This is a genomic window from Flavobacterium sp. DSP2-3-1 (genome assembly GCF_049896865.1).
Taxonomy (GTDB): domain Bacteria; phylum Bacteroidota; class Bacteroidia; order Flavobacteriales; family Flavobacteriaceae; genus Flavobacterium.
Genome location: NZ_JAFCVD010000007.1, coordinates 179711 through 202344, shown reverse-complemented (window position 1 = coordinate 202344; position 22634 = coordinate 179711). Strand labels below are relative to the sequence as shown.

Annotated in this window: 17 protein-coding genes; 12 read left to right on the top strand and 5 right to left on the bottom strand. The window is 33.5% G+C overall.

The window, feature by feature from the left end; genetic code table 11:
• Nucleotides 1–1490: 1490 nt before the first annotated feature.
• Nucleotides 1491–5039: a PAS domain S-box protein gene (locus tag ACP7AT_RS10045; RefSeq protein WP_426064188.1), complete on the bottom strand. Its 3549-nt coding sequence runs from the start codon at nucleotides 5037–5039 to the stop codon at nucleotides 1491–1493.
• 312 nt (nucleotides 5040–5351) lie between these two features.
• On the opposite strand from ACP7AT_RS10045, the gene dnaG reads away from it, so the two are divergent.
• Nucleotides 5352–7334, top strand: a complete 1983-nt coding sequence (gene dnaG, locus ACP7AT_RS10040; protein WP_426064187.1) for a DNA primase — start codon at nucleotides 5352–5354, stop codon at nucleotides 7332–7334.
• Nucleotides 7335–7491: 157 nt separating this feature from the next.
• Here dnaG and ACP7AT_RS10035 read toward each other — a convergent pair whose 3' ends face one another.
• Both ACP7AT_RS10035 and nadE read right to left on the bottom strand, forming a co-directional pair.
• The gene (locus tag ACP7AT_RS10035) at nucleotides 7492–8121 is read right to left on the bottom strand and encodes a LuxR C-terminal-related transcriptional regulator (protein WP_426064186.1); all 630 of its coding nucleotides are present in this window, start codon (nucleotides 8119–8121) and stop codon (nucleotides 7492–7494) included.
• A gap of 97 nt (nucleotides 8122–8218) precedes the next feature.
• Complete coding sequence (gene nadE / locus ACP7AT_RS10030) at nucleotides 8219–9016, bottom strand: NAD(+) synthase (protein WP_426064185.1); 798 nt, start codon at nucleotides 9014–9016, stop codon at nucleotides 8219–8221.
• Nucleotides 9017–9116: 100 nt separating this feature from the next.
• Between nadE and gldB the strand changes: the two genes are divergently transcribed.
• Nucleotides 9117–10073 carry a gliding motility lipoprotein GldB gene (gldB, locus tag ACP7AT_RS10025; RefSeq protein WP_426064184.1) on the top strand — a complete coding sequence of 319 codons (957 nt, stop codon included), beginning with the start codon at nucleotides 9117–9119 and terminating at the stop codon, nucleotides 10071–10073.
• Nucleotides 10073–10408: a gliding motility protein GldC gene (gene gldC, locus ACP7AT_RS10020; RefSeq protein ID WP_426064183.1), complete on the top strand. Its 336-nt coding sequence runs from the start codon at nucleotides 10073–10075 to the stop codon at nucleotides 10406–10408. The genes gldB and gldC overlap by 1 nt, the downstream gene beginning before the upstream one ends.
• A gap of 80 nt (nucleotides 10409–10488) precedes the next feature.
• Here gldC and yihA read toward each other — a convergent pair whose 3' ends face one another.
• Together yihA and ACP7AT_RS10010 are read right to left on the bottom strand one after the other, a co-directional pair.
• A complete protein-coding gene (gene yihA / locus ACP7AT_RS10015; protein ID WP_426064182.1) occupies nucleotides 10489–11109 on the bottom strand; it encodes a ribosome biogenesis GTP-binding protein YihA/YsxC in 621 nt (206 codons plus the stop codon).
• 31 nt (nucleotides 11110–11140) lie between these two features.
• A complete protein-coding gene (locus tag ACP7AT_RS10010; protein WP_426064181.1) occupies nucleotides 11141–11914 on the bottom strand; it encodes an alpha/beta fold hydrolase in 774 nt (257 codons plus the stop codon).
• A gap of 382 nt (nucleotides 11915–12296) precedes the next feature.
• Here ACP7AT_RS10010 and mraZ point away from each other — a divergent pair, with 382 nt between their 5' ends.
• The 9 genes from mraZ (at nucleotide 12297) to murG (ending at nucleotide 22634) form a co-directional block, all read left to right on the top strand.
• Nucleotides 12297–12770: a division/cell wall cluster transcriptional repressor MraZ gene (gene mraZ, locus ACP7AT_RS10005; protein WP_426064180.1), complete on the top strand. Its 474-nt coding sequence runs from the start codon at nucleotides 12297–12299 to the stop codon at nucleotides 12768–12770.
• Nucleotides 12745–13653: a 16S rRNA (cytosine(1402)-N(4))-methyltransferase RsmH gene (rsmH, locus tag ACP7AT_RS10000; protein WP_426064179.1), complete on the top strand. Its 909-nt coding sequence runs from the start codon at nucleotides 12745–12747 to the stop codon at nucleotides 13651–13653. The genes mraZ and rsmH overlap by 26 nt, the downstream gene beginning before the upstream one ends.
• A gap of 108 nt (nucleotides 13654–13761) precedes the next feature.
• Nucleotides 13762–14109 (top strand): FtsL-like putative cell division protein, encoded by a 348-nt coding sequence (locus tag ACP7AT_RS09995; RefSeq protein WP_426064178.1) that lies wholly within the window; start codon nucleotides 13762–13764, stop codon nucleotides 14107–14109.
• On the top strand, nucleotides 14100–16103 hold the full coding sequence (locus ACP7AT_RS09990; protein ID WP_426064177.1) for a penicillin-binding protein: 2004 nt from the start codon (nucleotides 14100–14102) through the stop codon (nucleotides 16101–16103). Before ACP7AT_RS09995 ends, ACP7AT_RS09990 begins: the two co-directional genes overlap by 10 nt.
• Complete coding sequence (locus tag ACP7AT_RS09985; RefSeq protein WP_426064176.1) at nucleotides 16100–17563, top strand: UDP-N-acetylmuramoyl-L-alanyl-D-glutamate--2,6-diaminopimelate ligase; 1464 nt, start codon at nucleotides 16100–16102, stop codon at nucleotides 17561–17563. Before ACP7AT_RS09990 ends, ACP7AT_RS09985 begins: the two co-directional genes overlap by 4 nt.
• 6 nt (nucleotides 17564–17569) lie before the next feature.
• Complete coding sequence (gene mraY, locus ACP7AT_RS09980; RefSeq protein WP_426064175.1) at nucleotides 17570–18799, top strand: phospho-N-acetylmuramoyl-pentapeptide-transferase; 1230 nt, start codon at nucleotides 17570–17572, stop codon at nucleotides 18797–18799.
• A 1-nt stretch (nucleotide 18800) separates the two neighbouring features.
• The gene (gene murD / locus ACP7AT_RS09975) at nucleotides 18801–20132 is read left to right on the top strand and encodes a UDP-N-acetylmuramoyl-L-alanine--D-glutamate ligase (protein WP_426064174.1); all 1332 of its coding nucleotides are present in this window, start codon (nucleotides 18801–18803) and stop codon (nucleotides 20130–20132) included.
• A 73-nt stretch (nucleotides 20133–20205) separates the two neighbouring features.
• Nucleotides 20206–21492 (top strand): FtsW/RodA/SpoVE family cell cycle protein, encoded by a 1287-nt coding sequence (locus ACP7AT_RS09970; protein ID WP_426064173.1) that lies wholly within the window; start codon nucleotides 20206–20208, stop codon nucleotides 21490–21492.
• 50 nt (nucleotides 21493–21542) lie between these two features.
• A complete protein-coding gene (gene murG / locus ACP7AT_RS09965; protein ID WP_426064172.1) occupies nucleotides 21543–22634 on the top strand; it encodes an undecaprenyldiphospho-muramoylpentapeptide beta-N-acetylglucosaminyltransferase in 1092 nt (363 codons plus the stop codon).

Sequence of the window (22634 nt, the reverse complement as noted above, 5' to 3'; positions counted from 1 at the left end):
GTTATCGCGGATGGTAAATTAGTTTTACCTGCTCAGTGAAAATAGGATTGTTTAAACGGAAATTATTAAAAAATGAAAATCAGTCCAATCCGAAGATTTGTGGAATTATTTAGACCTTGGGTCATTTTACGACAATGGAATGAAAGCTGAAACAAAAAAATGTTAAGTAAGAATTCTCGCGCTTGATATCGCGTTGTTTTTGGTAATATTAGAATTACTGCTGTCAAATTATAATATAGTAAGTGATTGAAAAGCGCAAGAAAGTTTCCAATTGTTTTTTTAGGGATCTATTTTACCGTCGGTAATAATTTGGACTTCTGTAAGTTTCAGTGATTGAAGGCGAATAAATTGACGGTACATACTACATAGCTAAATTTTTATTAGCAACAGTTGCTCTCTGGTTTGAGACAAAAATTATGAAACGGTAATTAACGATGTTTTTAAAAAAAGTTAAGATGATGAACGATAATACAAATCTAAAGAGAAGTCAAAATGTGGTACAAGAGAATCCGCTATACCTTGTTTCAGAATCAAAACTTATTTTTCGAAACAAGTATACCATAATAAACTTAAGTCAAATATCAAATATAAGGCTGATCAAATACAGAAGCTTTCGTTTAAATATTACCCTTTTAGTATTATTTTATGTATTGTACATAATTGTGTCATCTTATCTCAATTTTGATTGTATTTTGCTAGATATAACTATTGGACTTATCCCAATATTAGTCTCATTTACCATTAAAAGATATCCCTGTAAATTGCTTATAAATGTGAACAATTGTAATTATAATGAAATAGCTGTTAGGAAAACTAATCTTAGCTTTGCGAAAATGTTAGTCGATAGTTTTTCGCCTGTGATTAGTTTGCCAAACGATTCCAGTCAACACTCTAAGACGACTTTTCTGAAAGCGTTATAGTACCTTCCTTAACTATCAGTGTGTCTTTGCAATAATAAGTTTTTATACCTCAATGAACTTAGAGTCTAGTTAATTAAAGGTAAAATATAAAACAATTTATTCTTTTTGCCTGAAATAATTTGAGTCTTAATTTAGATAGTATTGTAAGCACAATAAAAAAATATAGGATAAAGACAACGATAAAAGCTTAAAAATTTATCATGGGCGTTGTCGTTTTTTTGTTGTGAAAAACACCATTAATTTTTGCATTATTTTTTTTATACTTGGCGATAAACATTTTTACAGTAACAGTAACTAAAAATTTTAAATTATACTTCTTTCTTTTTAACAGATCTGTCAAAAAAAGGGAAAACACATATTGCTTAATATATTTGTGCACAACAATGCATTTCTTACCTGACAGCTTGCTTAAAATTTGTTGTAAGTAATAAATTTTATAATTAAGATTTGGTTGATTATCGTAAGCTGTCGTGGTAGGAATACCAAGGTTTGTAAACACAGTAATTAAGTTTATATAAACTAAGAAGATTATTTTTTTGTCTTATGAATTATTTAGACCATTTAAAACCGTTAATTTATGGTTTTTTTACTTTTGTTTTTGTGTAACGGAAATTGTAACGTTACCTTTGTTCCCTCATCAACTGAACTTTCTACTTTTATAGTTCCTGAATTTTTTTCTGTAAACGTTTTAACAATAGAGAGTCCCAAGCCTGTGCCTTGAATTCCAGTGGTGTTGGACGCCCTAAAAAAGCTGTTGAAAAGTTTATGTTGATCGGCTTTTGGAATTCCGATACCATCATCGATAATTTCTAATTTAATAGTGTCTTCTGAAGTGAAAATATTAAGTACAACATCACCACATCCGACAGAATATTTGAACGCGTTATCAAGTATATTAAACAGCGAGTATTCCATTAGGTTTTTATCAGCAAGAATAGTAAAAGATTCTCCTTGATTTAAAATTTTTACTTTTCGTCCGTCTTTTTGGTCCGAATAATTGACGTTAATTATGTTTTGACAAACTTGCTTTAAATCAAAATGGATTGGGTTGAACTCCGTTTTTCCTGCATCCTCTTTAGAAATTATTAATACGGTATTCATTAAGTCAACTATTCGATCGATTTCTTCTGTGATTATTGTAACTCGTTTTTTTAGACGATTATCATTAGAGGGATTATTATTTTCTAAATACATTGTGATTAATTCGGCGCTAGTTCTTATAGTGGTCATTGGCGTTCGAAACTCATGTGATATTGTGGCTACTAAATTGGTTCGTAATTCATTTAGTTCTCGTTCTCTTGTCAAAGTATTTATGATTATTTCTTCTGCTTCTTTTTGTTGAGTAATATCGCGACTACTAGATTGAAATCCTATAGTCAAGCCATTGTCAGTGAGCATGCTAGCTTTGGTTTCGAGCCATTTATAATCACCTTCTTTGGTTAAAAATCTACATTGTACAGATTCATCATCTTTCTTTTCAATGAAGTTATAAAATTTTTCTAACAGTTCTTTTAAATTATCGGGATGAACATAATCTAAAGCAGATTTGCCTAAAAGCTCTTCAGGGGTATAGCCTAAGAGTTTTTTTATGGAGGGTGAAATGTATTCAAAAATGGTGTTTAAGTTATGTAAACAGACCAAATCGACTGTATTGTCAGCTAATAAGCGATACATACTTTTAGCTTCGTTAAGCTGAATAGTTTTGTTTTTATTGTTTTCATCGGTTAATAATTTGTTTTCCTCTTCAATTTTTTTTCTTTCGGTAATATTAACAATTTGTGGAATATAATGCTGAATTTCTCCAATATTATTTCTTACCAAAGAAACGGAAAAATGCACCCAAACTAATGATTTGTTTTTATGAATGTACCTTTTTTCTATATTGAAATTAGAAGCTTTTCCTAAAACTAATTTTTCTTTATTTGCTAAATCTTGGGCTATATCTTCAAAATAAGTGATTTCTTGACAAGTAAATGTTTTAAACTCTTCTTTAGAATATCCCAACATTTCACACAAGCGATCATTCACCTCGATCCAATAGCCATCAATATCTACAATAGCCATTCCTACGGCAGAATGCTGAAATGCTCCTTTAAATTGTTCTTCGCTTTGTTGTAATTCATTTTTTAGCTTTTTTTCTTGTGTGATATCTTTCATGGCACCAATAATACGAATGGCTATCCCTTCTTCATTTCGAACGATTACTACTTTGTCACTTATAGAGGCATACGTACAATCGGATTTTAAATAGCGGTATTCAAACGAGCATTTGTGGGTATTACTATTTAAGGCTTCAGTAAGCGATTCGAGATAGGATACTTTGTCTTCTGAATGAATAAAATTTTCGTATTCTTGTCTTTTTATAATATTGTTCTCAAATTGATGTCCAAAAAGATCGCAATAGCTCCCCCCAACATAAATTTCATCAGTAATTATGTTCCAATCCCAAAGCGCATCCGAAGTAGCTTTACTAGAATAAGCAAAACGTTCATTGCTGATGATTAATGCTTCCTCAGCATTTTTAAGTGCTGTAATATCATTGAAGGAGCTTATTACATAAAGTAATTCATTTGAGTCTCCAAAGACGGGAATAGCGTTAACTAATAACCAAATTAGGTCGTTATGGAGGGGGCGATGAACACCCATAACAATATTATTTATTGGTTTTAAATGTTGTATCGCCTGTGCTACAGGATGATTATCAGCTAGGAAAGTTGATCCATCTAGATGAATTACTTTCCACGGAGCATCAAAACAGGTTTTGCCAAGCAATTGATCTTCGGTAAGACCGAGCATTTCGCATGCAGCTTTGTTGTTTTTCAGTATTTCAGATTGGGGTCCCTGAACTAAAATACCAACAGCTACGTTCTGAAGAATACTTTGAGTAAGTTGTCTGCTTTGCAGGATTTCTTCTTGAATCTTCTTGTTCTCAGTAATGTCAACGCCAAAACCTACCATCATTTCAAGGGATCCATCGTCGCGAAAAACAGGAGTTAATTTTCGTGTATAAATTGCTTGTTTACCATTCAAACTCTCAATGGTGTCCTCCCATTCAATTAAACGCTTAGATTCTACGGCTTGTAAAAACTTGATACGTCTCATTTTTGCAAAAGTATCATCCCTGCCAGTATGTTTTGCGTATTCAAAATCATTTTTCCCTAAAATGAATTTTCTTAATTCATTATTTTTAATGGCTGCTGGATTTAAATATGTGTATCTATAATCACTATCAAAAACAGCAACATCAGTAGGAAGTCTGTCTAATATTTTTTCATAAAAGTCCTTTTGTAATACAATTTTTTGTAATGCTTCACTATATTCTGTTATATCTCTACAATTTCCTCTATAAATTTTCTCTCCTTCCTTTATAAATGCTTTTATGCTAAATACATGCCACACATAGTATCCATTTTTATGTAAAATTCGATAGTTAATTTCGTTTAATATTTCTCCGAAATCACTTGTAATGAAAAAAGTATTAACCATTTCTAAGTCATCTGGGTGCAAGAATAAAAGGTTTTTTTTACCAATTACCTCATGAGGTTGATGTCCTAAAAGAGTTGTCCAGTTTGTAGAAACATAAGTGATTATTCCGTCAGAATTCAGTTCGAAAAAAATCTCTTTTGAATTGTCGATAAAGGATTGAAATTGAGTTTTTTCCGCATTAATTTCCGTTTCCAGAATATAAATTTTTTGCCATAATTTGATAGTAGCTTGAATTTGTGAAACGGAATAATCTAATGTCTTTAATTCTGTCTCGGATAGTTTTTTAGGAGTCGAATCCATGATGTAAAGTATTCCTATACAATTGTTATTAATTGATATGGGAAATCCGGCCAAGAAAGACAAGTCATTAAAAATAGTATTTTTAATTGATTTATGAAGGGGATTTTTATTTATATCGGGAAAAATACAGATCGTGTTTTTTTTGATTATTTGATCATTATAAATCGACAACCCTTCAGGGATATTAAATGAATAATCTAACCCTTTTTTAGCAATAAAAAATGGTGTATCAGTTTTAGTCAGTATGATAGCTATATATGGAACTTTACAAAGTTCCGCGGTATGGGATAGGATAGTACTGAATTCTTGATGCAAATTTTTATTGTTAAACAAAATGGATGGGTTTTTATTTAAAATTAAAGGACGTAATTTTTATACATTAACAGCTTATAATAGAATAAATGGAACGCTTAATTAGACTTAGAAGTGCAAAATAACTCTTATTTTATTGTAAACAAAAATGTATCAAATATTAATTAAAAATTTAAGAAAAACGAGGATAATTTGCAGTTATTTTTTGGGATATTAGACTTGTAATTTTAAAATCTTTAGTTTGAATTATTGTCTTTTTTAATGTGTTTTAATTATTTAATGAATAATAAGTTTGATTAAACTTTGTAACTTTGGATTTTAAAAATAAATAATTTGATTTCAAAAGCTACTATTGATATTGTTTTCGAAACTGCTCGAGTAGAGGAGGTTATTGGTGATTTTGTAAACTTAAAACGTGCAGGAAGTAACTGGAAGGGTTTGAGCCCTTTTTCTGAAGAGCGTTCTCCCTCGTTTATGGTTTCGCCGGCTAAAGGGATTTGGAAAGATTTTAGTTCTGGAAAAGGTGGAAATTCCGTGGCTTTCCTAATGGAGCATTCTCATTTTACGTACCCGGAAGCCATTCGGTACTTAGCTAAAAAATACAATATTGAAATTGAAGAAACGGAGCAAACCGATCAAGAAAAAGCGCTTACGGATGTTCGGGAAAGTATGTATTTGGTATCGGAATTTGCAAAAACCTATTTTAATAACACCCTTTTAAATTCGGAAGAAGGGAAAGCAATTGGGTACTCTTATTTTAAAGAAAGAGGATTTACGAATGAGACTATCAAGAAATTTAGTTTAGGATATTCGCCTGAAAGTTGGGATGCTTTTACCAAAGAAGCTTTAGGCAAAGGATATAAATTAGAGTTTCTGGAAAGTACGGGACTTACAATTCCTAGAGATGACAGGCCATTTGATAGGTTTAAAGGCCGTGTGATGTTTCCTATAGAAAGCATGTCAGGACGAGTTCTTGGTTTTGGAGGTCGTATTCTTACCAATGATAAAAAAGCGGCAAAATACCTGAATTCCCCTGAAAGTGAAATTTACCACAAAAGCAAAGTGTTGTATGGTATTTTTCAAGCCAAACAATCCATTGCGAAATTAAATAATTGTTATCTTGTTGAAGGATATACGGATGTAATTCAATTCAATCAATCTGGGATTGAGAACGTTGTAGCTTCATCTGGAACTGCATTGACGCCTGACCAAATCCGATTAATTAATAGATTGACTAAAAATATAACGGTGCTTTTTGACGGGGATGCAGCCGGTTTACGAGCATCAGTTCGAGGAATTGATTTGATTCTTGAAGAAGGTATGAATGTAAAAGTCTGTACTTTTCCTGATGGTGAAGATCCGGACAGCTTTGCCAAAAAAACATCCTATGATGATTTAGTTTTATATCTCGAAAATAATGCTAAGGATTTTATTCAGTTCAAAGCATCGCTTTTGATGAATGAAGCCAAGAATGATCCTATCAAAAAAGCCGACTTAATTCGGGATATGGTCGTAAGTATTTCAAAAATTCCAGACAGGATTCAACGTGAAATTTATATTCAGGAATGTTCCCGAATTATGGATATTTCGGAGCAGGTTTTACAAAGTACCTTGGCGCAATTAGTTCAAAAAGATGTTGCTGAAGTTGGAAAAAAACAAAAGCAAAAAGATTTGCAGAATGCTTTTGACTATGTTAAAAATGAAGACGGAGTTGAGACCGATAAAGTCGATTCTTTATATGGATTTGAACGTAAAATAATTGAAATTCTTTTGCTTTACGGTAATAAAACTGAAAATTTTGAAGAAGTTCTATTAAAGTCAAATGATGAAGGAGAAATAGTAGATGTTACTGAAATTAGAGAATTGAAAGTTTTTCAGAAAATTTATTTAAGTTTGCAAGACGATGAAGTGGAATTTGCCAGTCCTATATTTAGGGAGATTTATAAAAATTTGATAGATTATTATTTGCAGAATGAGGATTCTGGACTTGAGAAATATATAAATCATTTTCAGTCAGGTATTCCAGTTGAAGTGACTAACATAATAATGGAGGATGAGAAAAATATATTGCATAATTGGGTAGGTCAAAATATTTTTCCTAAAACTAAAGAAGAAATGCTAAATCAGGATGTCTCTGATACATTACTTACTTTAAGATGGTTTTTACTCAGTGAAATTATAGAAGGGCTAAAAAATTCTGTCTCCAATGATCCAGATTCGAATAATACGGAGTCACTTTCTTTAGTGATGAATTATATTGAATTAAGAGGGAAATTTTCAAAAAAATTAGGGAGAGTTGTGGTGCGTTATCATTGAAGGAATATGATTTTTTCTTCCAATTTGATAAATTAAAAAGCTCTGTATCATCTGAACCTGATACAGATAATACAGAGCCTCTCTGTTTGAATATGTGTTACAACACATTAAATCATTCTTTTTCAAAAAAAATAGGAAGAGTAATTTTTAGATATTACTAAACAATCTCTAATTTTTTAGCTTTGTCTACTAAATCTACAAGATTAGTAACGTTCAGTTTGGTTAACAATCGTAATTTATACGTAGAAATCGTTTTTTCGTTGAGGTTTAAAATTTCAGCAATTTCATGATTCTTTTTTCCTCCACTTAAATAACGTAAAACTTCTACCTCACGGTTAGAAAGCTTGCGGTACAAACGTTCGCTTTTACTTTGTTTAGCAATCAAGGCTAAGTTTTTCTTCACGGTTTCATTCATGATTATCTTACCTTGGGAAACTTTTACAATCGAAATTCCTAAAGTTTCTAACTTTTCTGATTTATGCACAAAGCCAGATACTCCGGCTTTTATGGCATTTGGCGCATAAATTTGTTCTGAAAGCCCACTGAAAATAATAATTTTTGTTTTTGGAAAGTTTTTTAAGACCGCTTTAATCTCAAAAATACTGGAAAGACCTTCCAGCTCCAAATCTAATACTAATACATCAATGTCTTTTGTTTGAAGGATATCCCGTACCATCAAGAAATTGCCGACATTGGCAACTATTGAGATGTCTGCATTATCTTTAAAGTAAGATTTTACTCCAAAATGCACAACAGGGTAGTTATCGGCTATACATACTTTAATCATAATTTTAAATTTTTAGAATTGTTTGTAATTGGAAATGTAAAATTAATAAATAAATTCTGTAATTAATTGTAAATCAATATAAAATATCATTTCTTTATCATTTTGTGATAAAACAAACGGGAATTGGCATTATTTTATGTTGATTAATGAGATTTAATCGTTTGTAAATTTCAAAAACAATTTTTTCTCTTCCTGAAAAATCTTTCGCTGTTTTACCGGCCTCATTTGCTAACATCGCCGACTCTAATTCATCATAAGTGGCTCCTAACTGATCTTCATCGCTTCGGTCGTCACCAAATAATCCATCAGTTGGTGATGCTTTTAAGATAGACTCTGGAACTTTTAAATAATTTCCCAAAAGAAAGACTTCAGACTTCATTAAATCAGCAATTGGACTTAAATCTACTCCGCCGTCGCCATATTTTGTGTAAAAACCCACTCCAAAATCTTCTACTTTGTTTCCGGTGCCGGCAACTAATAATCCATGTATTCCTGCGAAATAATATAAAGTGGTCATCCTTAATCTCGCACGTGAATTTGCGAGTGCGAGATGAACTTTTTCGGTATTTGAATCATCAGGAATTGCATTTTTGAACGTTTCAAAAAGATTCGTCAAGTCGGCTTCGGTACTTATTACGTTAGGAAATCGTTGTTTTAATTGTCCTATGTGTTCACGCGCTCGTGTTACATGGCATGCTGCCTGATGAATGGGCATTTCCACACATAAAACTTTTAATCCTGTTTGAGCGCATAGTGTTGAGGTAACTGCTGAATCAACACCACCTGAAATGCCAATTACAAATCCATTTACTTTTGCATTTTCAGCGTACGTTTTTAACCAGTTTACAATTTGATTATTTACTTTTTCAACTTCGATTTTACTTTTTTTAGTCATAATAATTAACGTTTTAAAAAGCAGGAATGTATATTTGCAAAATCAATTCGTTATGCATTCGTTTCCCAGAATTCTTTGGAAACAAATTTAATTAATATATATGAAAAAATATGTGTTTCTTGTAGTCTTTTGTCTCGTTATTTTATCCTGTGACAAGAAAACTAAAGTTGAAAGTGCTGTGACAGCAATTCCTTTGAATATAAAGGTGGAGCGTTTTGATAAGATATTTTTTGAAAACGAACCAAAAGATTTAGAGAAAGTAAAAAAAGAATTTCCATTTTTTTTCCCGGCCGGAAATGACAACAGTGTTTGGTTGAATAAAATGCGGGATCCGTTATGGAGAGAATTGTACACGGAAGTTCAAAAAAAATATGCTGATTTTGAACCTGTAAAACAAGAGCTAAATACACTTTTTAAACATATTAAATATTATTTTCCAGAAACAAAATCACCAAAAGTAATTACCATAATCTCCGAAATGGATTATAATAATAAAGCTATTTATGCGGATAGTCTGGTAATTGTTTCACTGGAATTGTATTTAGGAAAAGGACATAAGTTTTATCAGTTTCCAAATTATTTAAAACAAAATTTTGAGGAAAGACAAATCGCTCCGGATATAGTTTCAAGTTTTTCAACACGCAAAATCCCACCTGTAACGGAAAAAGATTTGTTGAGTCAAATGATTTATTACGGAAAGCAATTGTATTTAAAGGATTTACTTTTGCCTGAATATACTGATGCCGAAAAAATGGGGTATACTCCTGAGCAAATAACGTGGTGTCAAGAAAATGAAAGTTACATGTGGCGTTATTTTATTGAGAAAGAAATACTTTACAGTAATGATCAAAAGTTAATTCCCCGATTTATAAATCCAGCTCCATTTTCTAAATTTTATTTAGAAATTGATAATGAATCGCCGGGACAAGTTGGAGCCTGGATTGGTTGGCAAATGGTTCGCTCTTACATGAAAAATAATGAAGTGCCTATTGCTGATTTGCTAAAAACAAGCGCAAAAGAAATATTTGTGAAATCAAAATACAAACCCAAAAAATAATGTCAAATAAAAATACATCAGAAATTAAATTTCTAATTGAATTAGATGAAAATCGTGTTCCGGAAAAATTAATGTGGTCTGCAAAAGACGGTGGAGTAGAACTAGAAGAGGCAAAAGCAATTATGCTGTCGGTTTGGGACAGCAAGGCAAAAGAAAGTATGCGAATCGATTTATGGACCAAAGATATGCCAGTGGATGAGATGAAAATTTTCTTTCACCAGACTTTAGTAGCCATGTCAGAAACATTTAAGCGCGCTACTGATGATGAGAAAATGGCGGATACGATGAAAGATTTCTGTGATTATTTTGCAGAGAAACTGGATTTGACAAAATAGAGTAAGTTCAATTCTAAAAATAAAATCTCAAAACTTTAAAACTTAAGTTTTGGGATTTTTTATACTTTCTTTATTGGTTTCTAAAATTGACTGTTATTCTTGAAAACCTCTTGATTTACTTCGTCAATATAGCTTAGTAATTCTTCTTTACCTGTTGATTCAGTTGCTGAAGTCACAAAGTAGTGTGGCATTTCGGCCCAATTGTTAGCGAACATTTTCTTTTTGTAAGCTGCAACATGCGAATCTATTTTTACCTTACTGATTTTATCTGCTTTGGTGAAAACAATGCAAAAAGGAATTTCGCTTTCGCCCATATAGGACATAAATTCGATATCGATGGTCTGAGCTTCATGACGAATGTCAATCAGAACAAATGCACAAACCAGTTGCTCTCTGGTTTCAAAATAATCAGTGATGAATTCCTGAAATATAGATTTCGTTTTTTTAGAAACTTTGGCATAACCATAACCGGGTAAATCGACTAAGAACCAATTGTTGTTAATCAAAAAATGATTGATCAGTTGAGTTTTTCCAGGTCTTCCAGATGTTTTTGCTAATTTTTTCTGGTTCGTTATCATGTTGATCAACGAAGATTTCCCCACATTTGATCGGCCAATAAAAGCATATTCAGGTAAAAAATCTTTTGGGCATTTAGTTACATCAGAGTTGCTGATAACAAATTCGGCGGTATTAATTTTCATTTTTTCTAGGTGTAAAGTTCTCCTATTGAGTTTAATGTACTGCTAAATGGGTGTTGGTCAACCATTCTTCTAACAAACGATTAAACTCATCTGGATGTTCCATCATCGCAGCATGGCCGCATTTGTCAATCCAGTATAAAGTAGAATTAGGTAATAATTTATGAAACTCTTCTGCAACATCTGGAGGCGTAACTTTGTCATTTTTCCCCCAAATGATACAAGTTTGAACATGCATTTTTGGCAAATCTTTTGCCATATTATGACGGATGGCACTTTTGGCAATTGTCAGTGTTTTAATCAGTTTTATTCGGTCATTTACAGACGCGTAAACTTCATCAATTAGTTCTTTTGTAGCTACTTTCGGGTCATAAAACACATCTTCGGCTTTTTTCTTAATGTATTCGTAATCTCCTCTTTTTGGATAACTGTCACCCATGGCACTTTCATAAAGTCCTGAACTACCCGTTATAACTAGACCTGCAACTTTTTCGGGATACATTTTAGTGTGGTACAAAGCGATATGACCACCTAATGAATTTCCTAAAAGTATGACGCGTTCTAAACCTTTGAATGTGATAAAGTCTTTAACATATTTTGCAAAACTTTTTACATTCGTTTTCAGAATATTTTGAGTGTAAATGGGTAAGTCTGGAATGATTATTTTATATCCTCTTGTAGAGAAGTAACTGGCAACCGCGTCAAAGTTACTGAGTCCTCCCATCAATCCATGCAAGATGACAATTGGAGTTCCTTCACCAGCTTCATAATAGCTGTATCTACCTTCTTTTTTATAGTGTTTTTCCATTTTTTTTGAATCCCGATTTTCAATTTTGACAAATATAGGTTTTAATAAATAAAAATGAATTTTTACAACAATTTTTAATTGTAAAATTATCCTTATTGATATAAAAACAGCGTAGTTTTTTTCCAAAATGAAGGTGTTTTTTCGCTTTTTTTTACTTTTGTTATTACTACATAAAATTGAAAATTCTTTGTGTTTTATTCTCTTTTTTTTATAACATTATGTTTCTTACAAATAAAATAAAACAGAGCTAATGTTCTGATTGTGCATAAATTATACGTTTTTGTCCAAAAGCGGTTAAACTTATTAACAAAGTGGTATATAGTGGTAGATTGTGGTAATATTTTTTATATTTTTGCTCTACACCATTTAACACTTCTTTTGTTTGGATACAATTGTCGGGACATATGAATGTAAAGTCGATGCCAAAGGAAGGCTGCTCATGCCAGCACCCTTAAAAAAGCAGTTGGCTACTTCACTTCAAAACGGATTTGTTTTGAAGCGTTCTGTTTTTCAGCCGTGTCTGGAATTATATCCTATGCAGGAATGGAATTTGATGATGCAAAAAATCAATAAACTAAACCGATTTGTAAAGAAAAACAATGACTTTATCCGCCGGTTTACTGCTGGTGTCAAAGTGGTTGAAATCGATGCTTTGGGACGATTGTTGGTACCTAAGGATTTAGTGACTTTTGCCAGTATTGCAAAAGAAGTGGTATTCTCATCAGCAGTGAATATTGTTGAGATTTGGGATAAAGATTTATACGAAAAATCAATAAGTGGCGAAGATGTTAATTTTGCAGATTTGGCCGAGGAAGTAATGGGAAATATAAATGACGACGACAATGGAATATCATAATCCAGTTTTGCTTCAAGCATCTGTAGATGGTTTAAATATTAAGCCTGACGGCATTTATGTTGATGTAACTTTTGGCGGAGGCGGTCATTCAAAAGAGATTTTGAAACGGCTTGGGCCAAACGGAAAGTTATTTGCTTTTGATCAGGACGAAGACGCGCTGGCAAATACCCTGAAAGACGAAAGATTTACGCTGATTAATGAAAATTTCCGTTTTATAAAACGGTTTTTGCGTTTTTATGGGGTGAAAAGTGTGGATGGAATTTTAGCTGATTTAGGAGTTTCGTCCCATCAGTTTGATGTTCCTGAAAGAGGTTTTTCTACTCGTTTTGATGCAGGATTGGACATGCGAATGAGTCAGAAAAATGATTTGAATGCCTTCCGCGTGGTGAATGAATATGATGAGGCAAATTTAAAGAGAGTTTTTTTGGATTATGGAGAATTAAAAAATGCTCCCGTTTTGGCAAGAACAATTTTAGAAGCCAGAGAGTTAAAGCCGGTCAAAACAACAGATGAATTGAAAGAGGTTTTGGCCCGCTATTTACCCGAAAGAGTCAAAAATAAAATATTGGCACAAATTTATCAGGCCATTCGAATTGAAGTGAATCAGGAGATGGATGTTTTGAAAGAGTTTTTGGAACAATCGCTAGAAATACTGAATCCGGGCGGAAGATTGAGTGTAATATCTTACCATTCTTTGGAGGATAGATTAGTAAAAAGGTTTGTAAAAAACGGAATGTTTGAGGGAGAACCTGAACGAGATTTTTTTGGAAATTTTTCTGTTCCTTTTAAAACCATTGGAAAACTAATTGTTCCGGATGCTGCTGAAATAAAAGAAAATAATAGAGCCAGAAGTGCAAAATTAAGAATTGCTGAAAAGCGATAAGTACAACTCAGTTTCCCAAAAATGGAATTTTCCTAATTGAGACAAGACAAATACTAATTTTTAACATCCCGGCGCCCTTTCCTTTGGAGAGAATCGGAGAGAAGACTTATGAAAAACGGAGTTTACAGCCTATTAAAAGCAAGGTTTCTTATCAATGATGATGCGGTTAAAAATTGGCGTTTCATCGTTTTTATAATTCTTTTGGCTATCGTTATGATTGCAAATACCCAGCGATTTGAGCAAAAAGTTTTTAAGATTGCGGAGTTGACCAATAAAGTTAAAGAATTGCGTTCTGAATTTGTTGACAGACGTTCCGAGTTAATGAAATTAAAAATGGAATCGACTGTTTCTGAAAAAATGATAGAAAAAAAAATTTTTCCATCAACAGTTCCACCTTTCAAAATAAAAGTTAAAAAAGAAAAAGAGAAAAATCTTTTAGAAAAAATATGGCAGTAGAAGATAAATACATATCCTACAGAATTTATCTGGTAGCTTTTGTCATTTTTTTGATGGCCATAGCAATTGCTGTAAAATTAACAAATATTCAGTGGGTTGAAGGCGACTATTACAGAAAGTTAGCTAAAGAAAGAACCGTTAGAAATTTTGTGATTCCTGCCAATAAAGGAAATATTTATTCTGCGGATGGAAGCCTTTTAGCTACTTCAATCCCGAACTATGAAATCCGTTTTGATGCTATGGCTCCAAAAGCCGAATCTTTTGAAAAAAATGTTAAATCACTTTCGGATTCATTGGCTACTATTTTAGGAAAGTCATCTGGTTTTTTTGAAAACGAATTGCGAAAAGCCAGAGCAAATAAAAATAGATATTACTTGATAGCTCGTAATTTGAGTTACACGCAATATTTTAAAATAAAAGGATTTCCGTTGTTCAATTTGGGTGCTTACAAGGGAGGAATTATAATTGAACAAGAAACCGTAAGAGAACATCCGATTGGGAAAATCGCGGAACGTACCGTAGGTTACGAACGAACTTCTCACGGCGAATCACTCGATGGAAAAGGAATCGAATGGGCTTTTAGAAAATATCTGAATGGAAAAGACGGTAAGATTTTAAAGCAAAAAATAGCAAAAGGGCAGTGGAAACCCATACGCGATATCAATGAAATAGATCCTCAAGATGGGTATGATGTCATATCGACCATTGATGTTTATGTCCAGGATATAGCACATCACGCTTTGCTAAAACAATTGGAATTATATCAGGCTGATCATGGTTGTGTAGTTGTTATGGAAACAAAAACGGGTCATGTAAAAGCAATTTCTAATCTGGGAAGAGCGAAAGACGGAACCTATTATGAAACTACAAATTATGCAGTAGCCGAATCGCATGAGCCGGGTTCTACCTATAAATTGGCAGATTTAATGGCGCTGCTTGAAGATAAAAAAGCGGATACCAGTACTGTTTATGACAGTAAAGGCGGAGTTATCATGTATTCCGGAAAAAAAGTGCGCGATTCACATGAAGGCGGTTACGGAAAAATTTCTTTAGCGCGAGGCTTTGAACTTTCATCTAATACGGTTTTGGTTCAAGCGGTGTACAATGCGTATAAAGAAGAGCCTTCAAAATTTGTAAATCATCTTAATAATTTTGGATTAAATAAACCATTAGGACTTTCGATAAAAGGGGAAGGAAGACCATATATTCCGCAGCCAAGTGATAAAAATTGGTCAAATATTTCACTTCCTTGGATGGCTTTTGGATATGGTGTTTCTATTACGCCCATGCAAACACTGGCTTTTTATAATGCAGTAGCCAATGATGGTGAAATGGTAAAGCCTCAATTTGTTTCTGAAATCAAAGAATGGAACAGAACCATCAAAAAATATGAGAAAGAAGTTTTAAATCCGAGGATTTGCTCGCCAGAAACTATTTCAAAATTAAAGGCAGTTCTGGCCAATGTTGTAAAAAAGGGAACGGGTTCAAAACTGTATTCTAAAGATTTTTCTATGGCAGGTAAAACAGGGACAGCACAAGTAAATTACGGAAAGGCTGGAGGAGTTGGAAAATATTATGCTTCGTCTTTTGTAGGGTATTTTCCGGCAGATAAACCGATGTATTCTTGTATAGTTGTAGTGCACAAGCCTAGTACTGCACTCAATAATTATTATGGTGCAGATGTGGCAGGGCCAGTTTTTAAAAGGATCGCACAAAAGATTTTTACCGATGCGCCTTCGACGAATGAAATTAAAAACTTAGACAGAAAGATTCCAAAACAAGAAAGTAATTACGATTCCTATTTTGTAAAAACCCAAAAGAAACAACATTTAATTCCAAATTTAAAAGGAATGTCCGGAATGGATGCTGTTGCTTTATTGGGGAATTTAGGATTGAGAGTAAAAGTAATTGGAGTTGGAAAGGTCAAAAAACAATCGTTACAAGCGGGACAGAATTTAGTAAAAAATACAACGATACTATTGGAATTATCATGAGTATACTAAAAGATATATTGTACAAAGTAGCTACCGAAGCTGTAAAAGGTTCGACGGATATTGCTATCAATAAAATGGATTTTGATTCTAGAAAAATTGAGGCTAATGATATTTTTGTGGCTATTCGTGGTTCTATTTCAGATGGTCATGATTTTATTGAAAAAGCAATTCAGCTAGGAGCTGTTGCCATTGTATGCGATACATTTCCAGAAAATATTGTCAAAGGAATTACCTATGTTCAGGTTAAAGATACTAATTCAGCGCTGGCATTTATGGCTGCAAATTATTTCGGGGATCCATCTCAAAACTTGAAATTGGTTGGAATAACAGGAACAAACGGTAAAACTACCATTGCTTCTTTATTGTACCAATTGTTTAAAAAAGCAGGTTTTAAGGTAGGATTACTTTCGACAGTTAAAATATTGGTTGACGAAATAGAATATAAAGCGACACACACTACTCCAGATTCAATTACGATAAATTATTATCTGAAAGAAATGGTCAAAAACGGAGTTGAGTACTGTTTTATGGAAGTAAGTTCTCATGGAATTCATCAAAAAAGAACGGAAGCATTGCATTTTGTAGGTGGAATTTTCACCAATTTGTCTCACGACCATTTGGATTATCATCCAACTTTTGCAGAATACAGAGATGTGAAAAAATCATTCTTTGATAATTTGCCTAAGACAGCCTTTGTATTGTCCAATATTGATGATAAAAATGGGCAAGTGATGTTGCAGAATACTGCGGCAAAAAAATTGACGTACGCTTTAAAATCGTATGCCGATTATAAGGCTCAAATTCTCGAAAATCAGTTGTCAGGTTTGTTGTTGAAAATAAACGGAAATGAAGTTTGGGTAAAACTGATTGGAACATTTAATGCCTATAATTTATTGGCTATTTATGGAACTGCGATTGAATTGGGAATGGAAAGTTTAGAAGTACTTCGCTTGTTGTCTGATTTAGAAAGTGTTTCAGGACGTTTTCAATTTATTGTTTCGACTTCAAATATTACGGCGATTGTGGATTATGCGCATACACCGGATGCATTAGAAAATGTGCTAAAAACCATCAATGACATTCGTACCAAAAACGAACAACTAATCACGGTTGTAGGTTGCGGAGGAAATAGAGACAAAACCAAGCGACCAATTATGGCTGCCATTGGATCGAATTTAAGTGACAAAGCAATTTTCACTTCGGATAATCCAAGAAATGAAGATCCTCAAGTAATTATTACTGAAATGGAACATGGTGTTGCTCCTCAGAATTATAAAAAAGTGTTGACCATAACCGACAGAAAACAAGCTATAAAAACGGCATGTCAATTAGCGCAGCCCAATGATATTATTTTAATTGCCGGGAAAGGGCATGAGACATATCAGGAAATAAATGGTGTTCGTCATGATTTTGACGACATGAAAATAGTAAAAGAGATATTAGACCAACTCCAAAAATAAAGAAATATGCTGTATTATTTATTTGAATATTTAGACAAAACATTGGATGTACCGGGCACCGGTGTATTTCAGTATATCACTTTTAGATCAGCATTAGCATTTTTGCTGTCTTTGCTTTTGTCAACCATTTATGGGAAAAGAATCATCCGTTTTTTGCAAAGACAACAAGTGGGAGAAACTGTTCGTGAACTTGGTTTAGCAGGTCAAAACGAAAAAGCGGGAACACCAACGATGGGTGGATTAATCATCATATTTGCCACTTTGGTTCCAGTTGTTCTTTTTGCAAAATTGCATAACATATATATTGTTTTGTTGATTGTTACCACACTTTGGATGGGGACAATTGGATTTATTGATGATTACATTAAAATTTTCAAAAAAGATAAAGAAGGTTTAAAAGGAATTTTCAAAGTTGTTGGGCAAGTTGGTTTGGGTTTAATTGTAGGGATTGTTCTTTATTTTCACGCAGGTGTGACGGTTCGTACGGATACTTCTACGTCAGATATTTTTAGAATGCCAACAGAAACTGTGATTTTGCCGGCGCCAGTAGAAGAAAAATCTACGGCAACGACAATTCCTTTCTTCAAAAACAATGAATTTGATTATGCGGAATTACTGGCTTGGACAGGTGAAGGATATGAAAAATGGGCTTGGTTGATTTTTATCCCGGTGGTGATTTTTATCATTACCGCAGTTTCTAACGGAGCTAATCTGACCGATGGTATTGACGGCTTGGCTGCGGGAACATCAGCAATTTCAGTGCTGGCCCTAGGAATATTTACATTCGTTTCGGGGAATATTATTTTCTCGAATTATCTGAATATTATGTACATCCCTAATTCAGGGGAGATGACGGTTTTTATAGCCGCATTTGTGGGATCATTGATAGGATTTCTTTGGTATAACTCGTATCCGGCATCGGTATTTATGGGCGATACAGGGAGTTTAACTATAGGCGGAATTATTGCGGTTCTTGCAATAGCGGTTCGTAAAGAAATGCTGATTCCATTATTGTGCGGAATTTTTCTGGTCGAAAATTTCTCAGTAGTGCTTCAGGTAAGTTATTTTAAGTATACAAAGAAACGCTTTGGCGAAGGCCGAAGAATATTTCTAATGTCGCCTTTACATCATCATTATCAGAAAAAAGGATATCACGAAAGTAAAATTGTCACCCGTTTTTGGATTGTTGCTATCATGCTGGCCATATTGTCAATTGTCACTTTAAAATTGAGATAACATGAGACTAGTAATTTTAGGAGGAGGAGAAAGCGGTGTTGGAACTGCGATTTTGGGTAAGAAAAAAGGATATGAAGTTTTTGTGTCTGATTTTGGAAAAATAAAAGAAAATTACAAAGAGGTTCTTATTATAAATGGAATAGCTTGGGAAGAGGAGAAGCATACGGAAGATTTGATTCTGAATGCAGATGTAGTTATGAAAAGTCCCGGAATTCCGGATAAATCTCCAATAGTGAAAATGCTTTTGAAAAAAGGAATTTCAGTAATTTCAGAAATTGAATTTGCTGCACCTTTTACTGATGCAACAATTATAGGAATTACCGGCAGTAACGGAAAAACAACTACGACCATGCTCACGCATCATTTGCTGAAATCAGCAGGATTAAATGTTGGACTGGGAGGAAATATAGGTAAGAGTTTTGCCTGGCAAATTGCTGATAATAAATACGATTCCTATGTACTGGAGTTGAGTAGTTTTCAACTGGACGGAGTAGTAAATTTTAAACCGCACATCGCCATTATTACAAACATCAGTCCAGATCATTTAGATCGATACGATTATAAATATGAAAATTATATTGATTCAAAATTTAGAATTACGATGAATCAAACTGAGGACGATTACCTCATATATGACGGGGATGATGAAGCCATGAACAATTGGTTCAAAACACACACAACAAAAGCAAAATTAATTCCTTTTTCACTGACTAAAACTTTCAGCGAAGGGGCTTATTTAAAAAACAATAAAATGGAAATAAAGATCAATCAAGAAGAGTTTACAATGGACACAGAACACATTGCTTTAGAAGGAAAACATAATATGAAAAATGCAATGGCAGCAACCTCTGTGGCAAAATTAATGCAAATAAGAAAGGCTACAATTCGAGAGAGTCTTTCTAATTTTCAAGGAGTAGAACACCGTCTTGAGAAAGTTTTGAAAATCCAGAACGTTCAATACATTAATGATTCAAAAGCAACGAATGTAAATGCTACTTTTTTTGCTTTAGACAGTATGAATACGCCTACAGTTTGGATTGTTGGTGGTGTTGATAAAGGAAATGATTACAATGAATTAATGTCATTAGTTCGTGAGAAGGTAAAAGCTATTATTTGCCTTGGAGTAGATAACAAGAAAATTATCGATGTTTTTGGGAATGTGGTCGATATGATGATTGAAGTAGATAATATGAATGATGCAGTGCGAATGGCACAACGATTATCAGAAAAAGGCGATACCGTTTTATTATCACCAGCTTGCGCCAGTTTCGATTTATTTGAAAACTACGAAGACAGAGGACAGCAGTTCAAACAGGCCGTTAAGAATTTATAGAAATGTTTAAGGTTTAAATCGCAAGGTTGAAAAACTTTAAATTTTAAACATAAAAACTTTAAACAAATAAAAAATGAAACAACTAATAAACAATTTAAAAGGGGATAAAGGAATTTGGTCATTTGTGGCCTTATTGGCCTTGTTTTCGTTTATGCCTGTTTTTAGTGCGAGCAGTAATTTGGCCTACATTGGTCAGGGAAATGGGAATACATTAGGTTATTTGGTAAAGCATATCATGCATATTGGTATTGGTTTCACCATAATTTTTATGGTGCACAAAATACCGTATCATTATTTTAAGGCTGTTTCTAAAGGAGCACTGTATATCGTTTGGGTATTATTGGCATACACATTAGTAAAGGGAACAGTAATTGCCGGTGCTAACGCGAGCCGATGGATTCAGGTGCCATTTATTGGGGTTACGTTTCAAACTTCAACATTGGCGGCAATGGTTTTGTTTATATTTGTTGCCCGCTATCTGTCTAAAACAAGAGAAGTTCCTATTGATTTTAAGTCTTCAGTTTGGGAGCTTTGGGTTCCGGTTTTCGTTACGTTACTATTTATTTTACCGGCTAACTTTTCTACAACGGCATTGATTTTTTCGATGGTATTAATGTTAGTTTTTATTGGTAAATATCCATTGCGTTACATTGGAATTGTTGTGGGTTCAGGAATAGTTTTTTTGGCTTTTTTCATTTTTATTGCTAAAGCATTTCCAGATGCATTTCCTAACCGGGTTGATACTTGGATAAACCGTATTGATAATTTTACCAGTGATAAACCAGGCGAAGATGATTATCAAATAGAAAAAGCTAAAATTGCGATCGCTTCGGGAAAAATATACGGTTTAGGTCCGGGGAAAAGTATCCAAAAGAACTTTCTGCCACAATCATCTTCCGATTTTATTTTTGCGATAATTGTCGAAGAGTATGGGCTCATAGGAGGTTTAGGAGTTCTAGCATTGTATTTATTGCTGCTGTTTCGATTTGTAATTGCTTCACATAAAGCCAAATCCCTTTTTGGAAAATTAGTAGTGGTTGGGTTGGGTTTCCCCATGATATTCCAGGCAATGGTAAACATGGCTGTTGCGGTAGAACTATTACCAGTAACTGGGCAAACGTTGCCATTGATAAGTACTGGAGGAAGTTCTATATGGATGACCTGTTTTGCACTAGGAATTATTATTAGTGTAACCAAAAAAGAAGAAGAAATTGCACAAGAAATGAAAGATGCTGCCAAAAGAGAGGAAGCGCTTCAAAAATTAATAGATAGAGAGTTAGACGAAGAAGGTGCTATAGCGGGAGGATATTCTATTGAAGACAAAGCTTCAAATCCAATGCAGGCAATATTAAATAAATAATTTATTCGTACAGTAGTTTAAAAAAATACAACTCAGTAACTCAAAAAGAAATGAAACAGTATCGATTCATATTAAGCGGTGGCGGAACGGGAGGACATATTTATCCGGCAATTGCTATTGCAAATGAATTAAAATCTCGATTTCCAGATGCAGAATTTCTTTTTGTTGGTGCCAAAGATAAAATGGAAATGCAAAAAGTTCCTCAGGCTGGTTACAAAATCATTGGACTTTGGATTGCAGGATTGCAAAGAAGAATAACCCTTGATAATGCGCTTTTCCCTGTTAAACTTCTGTCAAGTTTATTGCAATCCAGAACAATAATTAAGAATTTCAAACCAGATGTGGTTATTGGTACGGGAGGATTTGCAAGTGGTCCTTTATTGCAGGTAGCCGAGATTGCAGGTATTCCTACCGTTATTCAAGAACAAAATTCATATCCTGGAATTACAAATAAATTGTTGAGCAAGAATGCAAATAAAATTTGTGTTGCTTATGAAAATTTAGAACGTTTTTTTCCAAAGCAGAAAATGATTTTGACCGGAAATCCAGTACGTCAGGATTTAATTGCTATTGACGGTAAAAGAGAAGAGGCGCTACGTTATTTTAAGTTGGATCCTAATAAAAAAACACTTTTAGTTTTAGGAGGAAGTTTGGGTTCGAGAAGAGTAAATCAGTTAATTGCGAAAGAGATTTTAACTTTTGCTGCTCATAATGTACAAGTGATTTGGCAATGTGGTAAACTGTATTTTGAAGATTACAAGCGTTTTGAAGAGAATGAAAATATCCAAGTTCACTTTTTCATTGACAAGATGGATTTAGCGTACGCGGCTTCGGATGTTATTATTTCCCGTGCTGGAGCTTCTTCAGTTTCGGAATTATGTATTGTGGGTAAACCGGTAATTTTCATTCCATCTCCCAATGTGGCTGAAGATCATCAGACTAAAAATGCTCAGGCTGTTGTTGATAAAAAAGGAGCTATTTTACTTAAAGAATCGGAGCTTGATTCGCAATTTGGTTCGGTATTTGAATCCCTGCTGAAAGATCAGGAAAAGCAAAATCAATTGGGAGCACATATAAAACTGTTGGCTTTGCCCGAAGCAACAAAACAAATTGTTGATGAAATAGTAAAGTTGATTAAATAG

Coding starts and splice junctions, on each gene's coding strand:
- yihA (WP_426064182.1), bottom strand. CDS start 11,109: ATGAAAATTAATACCGCCGAATTTGTTATCAGCAACTCTGATGTAACT.
- murG (WP_426064172.1), top strand. CDS start 21,543: ATGAAACAGTATCGATTCATATTAAGCGGTGGCGGAACGGGAGGACAT.
- nadE (WP_426064185.1), bottom strand. CDS start 9,016: ATGACTAAAAAAAGTAAAATCGAAGTTGAAAAAGTAAATAATCAAATT.
- murD (WP_426064174.1), top strand. CDS start 18,801: ATGAGACTAGTAATTTTAGGAGGAGGAGAAAGCGGTGTTGGAACTGCG.
- gldB (WP_426064184.1), top strand. CDS start 9,117: ATGAAAAAATATGTGTTTCTTGTAGTCTTTTGTCTCGTTATTTTATCC.
- ACP7AT_RS10010 (WP_426064181.1), bottom strand. CDS start 11,914: ATGGAAAAACACTATAAAAAAGAAGGTAGATACAGCTATTATGAAGCT.
- ACP7AT_RS09985 (WP_426064176.1), top strand. CDS start 16,100: ATGAGTATACTAAAAGATATATTGTACAAAGTAGCTACCGAAGCTGTA.
- rsmH (WP_426064179.1), top strand. CDS start 12,745: ATGACGACGACAATGGAATATCATAATCCAGTTTTGCTTCAAGCATCT.
- gldC (WP_426064183.1), top strand. CDS start 10,073: ATGTCAAATAAAAATACATCAGAAATTAAATTTCTAATTGAATTAGAT.
- ACP7AT_RS09970 (WP_426064173.1), top strand. CDS start 20,206: ATGAAACAACTAATAAACAATTTAAAAGGGGATAAAGGAATTTGGTCA.
- ACP7AT_RS10035 (WP_426064186.1), bottom strand. CDS start 8,121: ATGATTAAAGTATGTATAGCCGATAACTACCCTGTTGTGCATTTTGGA.
- mraY (WP_426064175.1), top strand. CDS start 17,570: ATGCTGTATTATTTATTTGAATATTTAGACAAAACATTGGATGTACCG.
- ACP7AT_RS09990 (WP_426064177.1), top strand. CDS start 14,100: ATGGCAGTAGAAGATAAATACATATCCTACAGAATTTATCTGGTAGCT.
- ACP7AT_RS09995 (WP_426064178.1), top strand. CDS start 13,762: ATGAAAAACGGAGTTTACAGCCTATTAAAAGCAAGGTTTCTTATCAAT.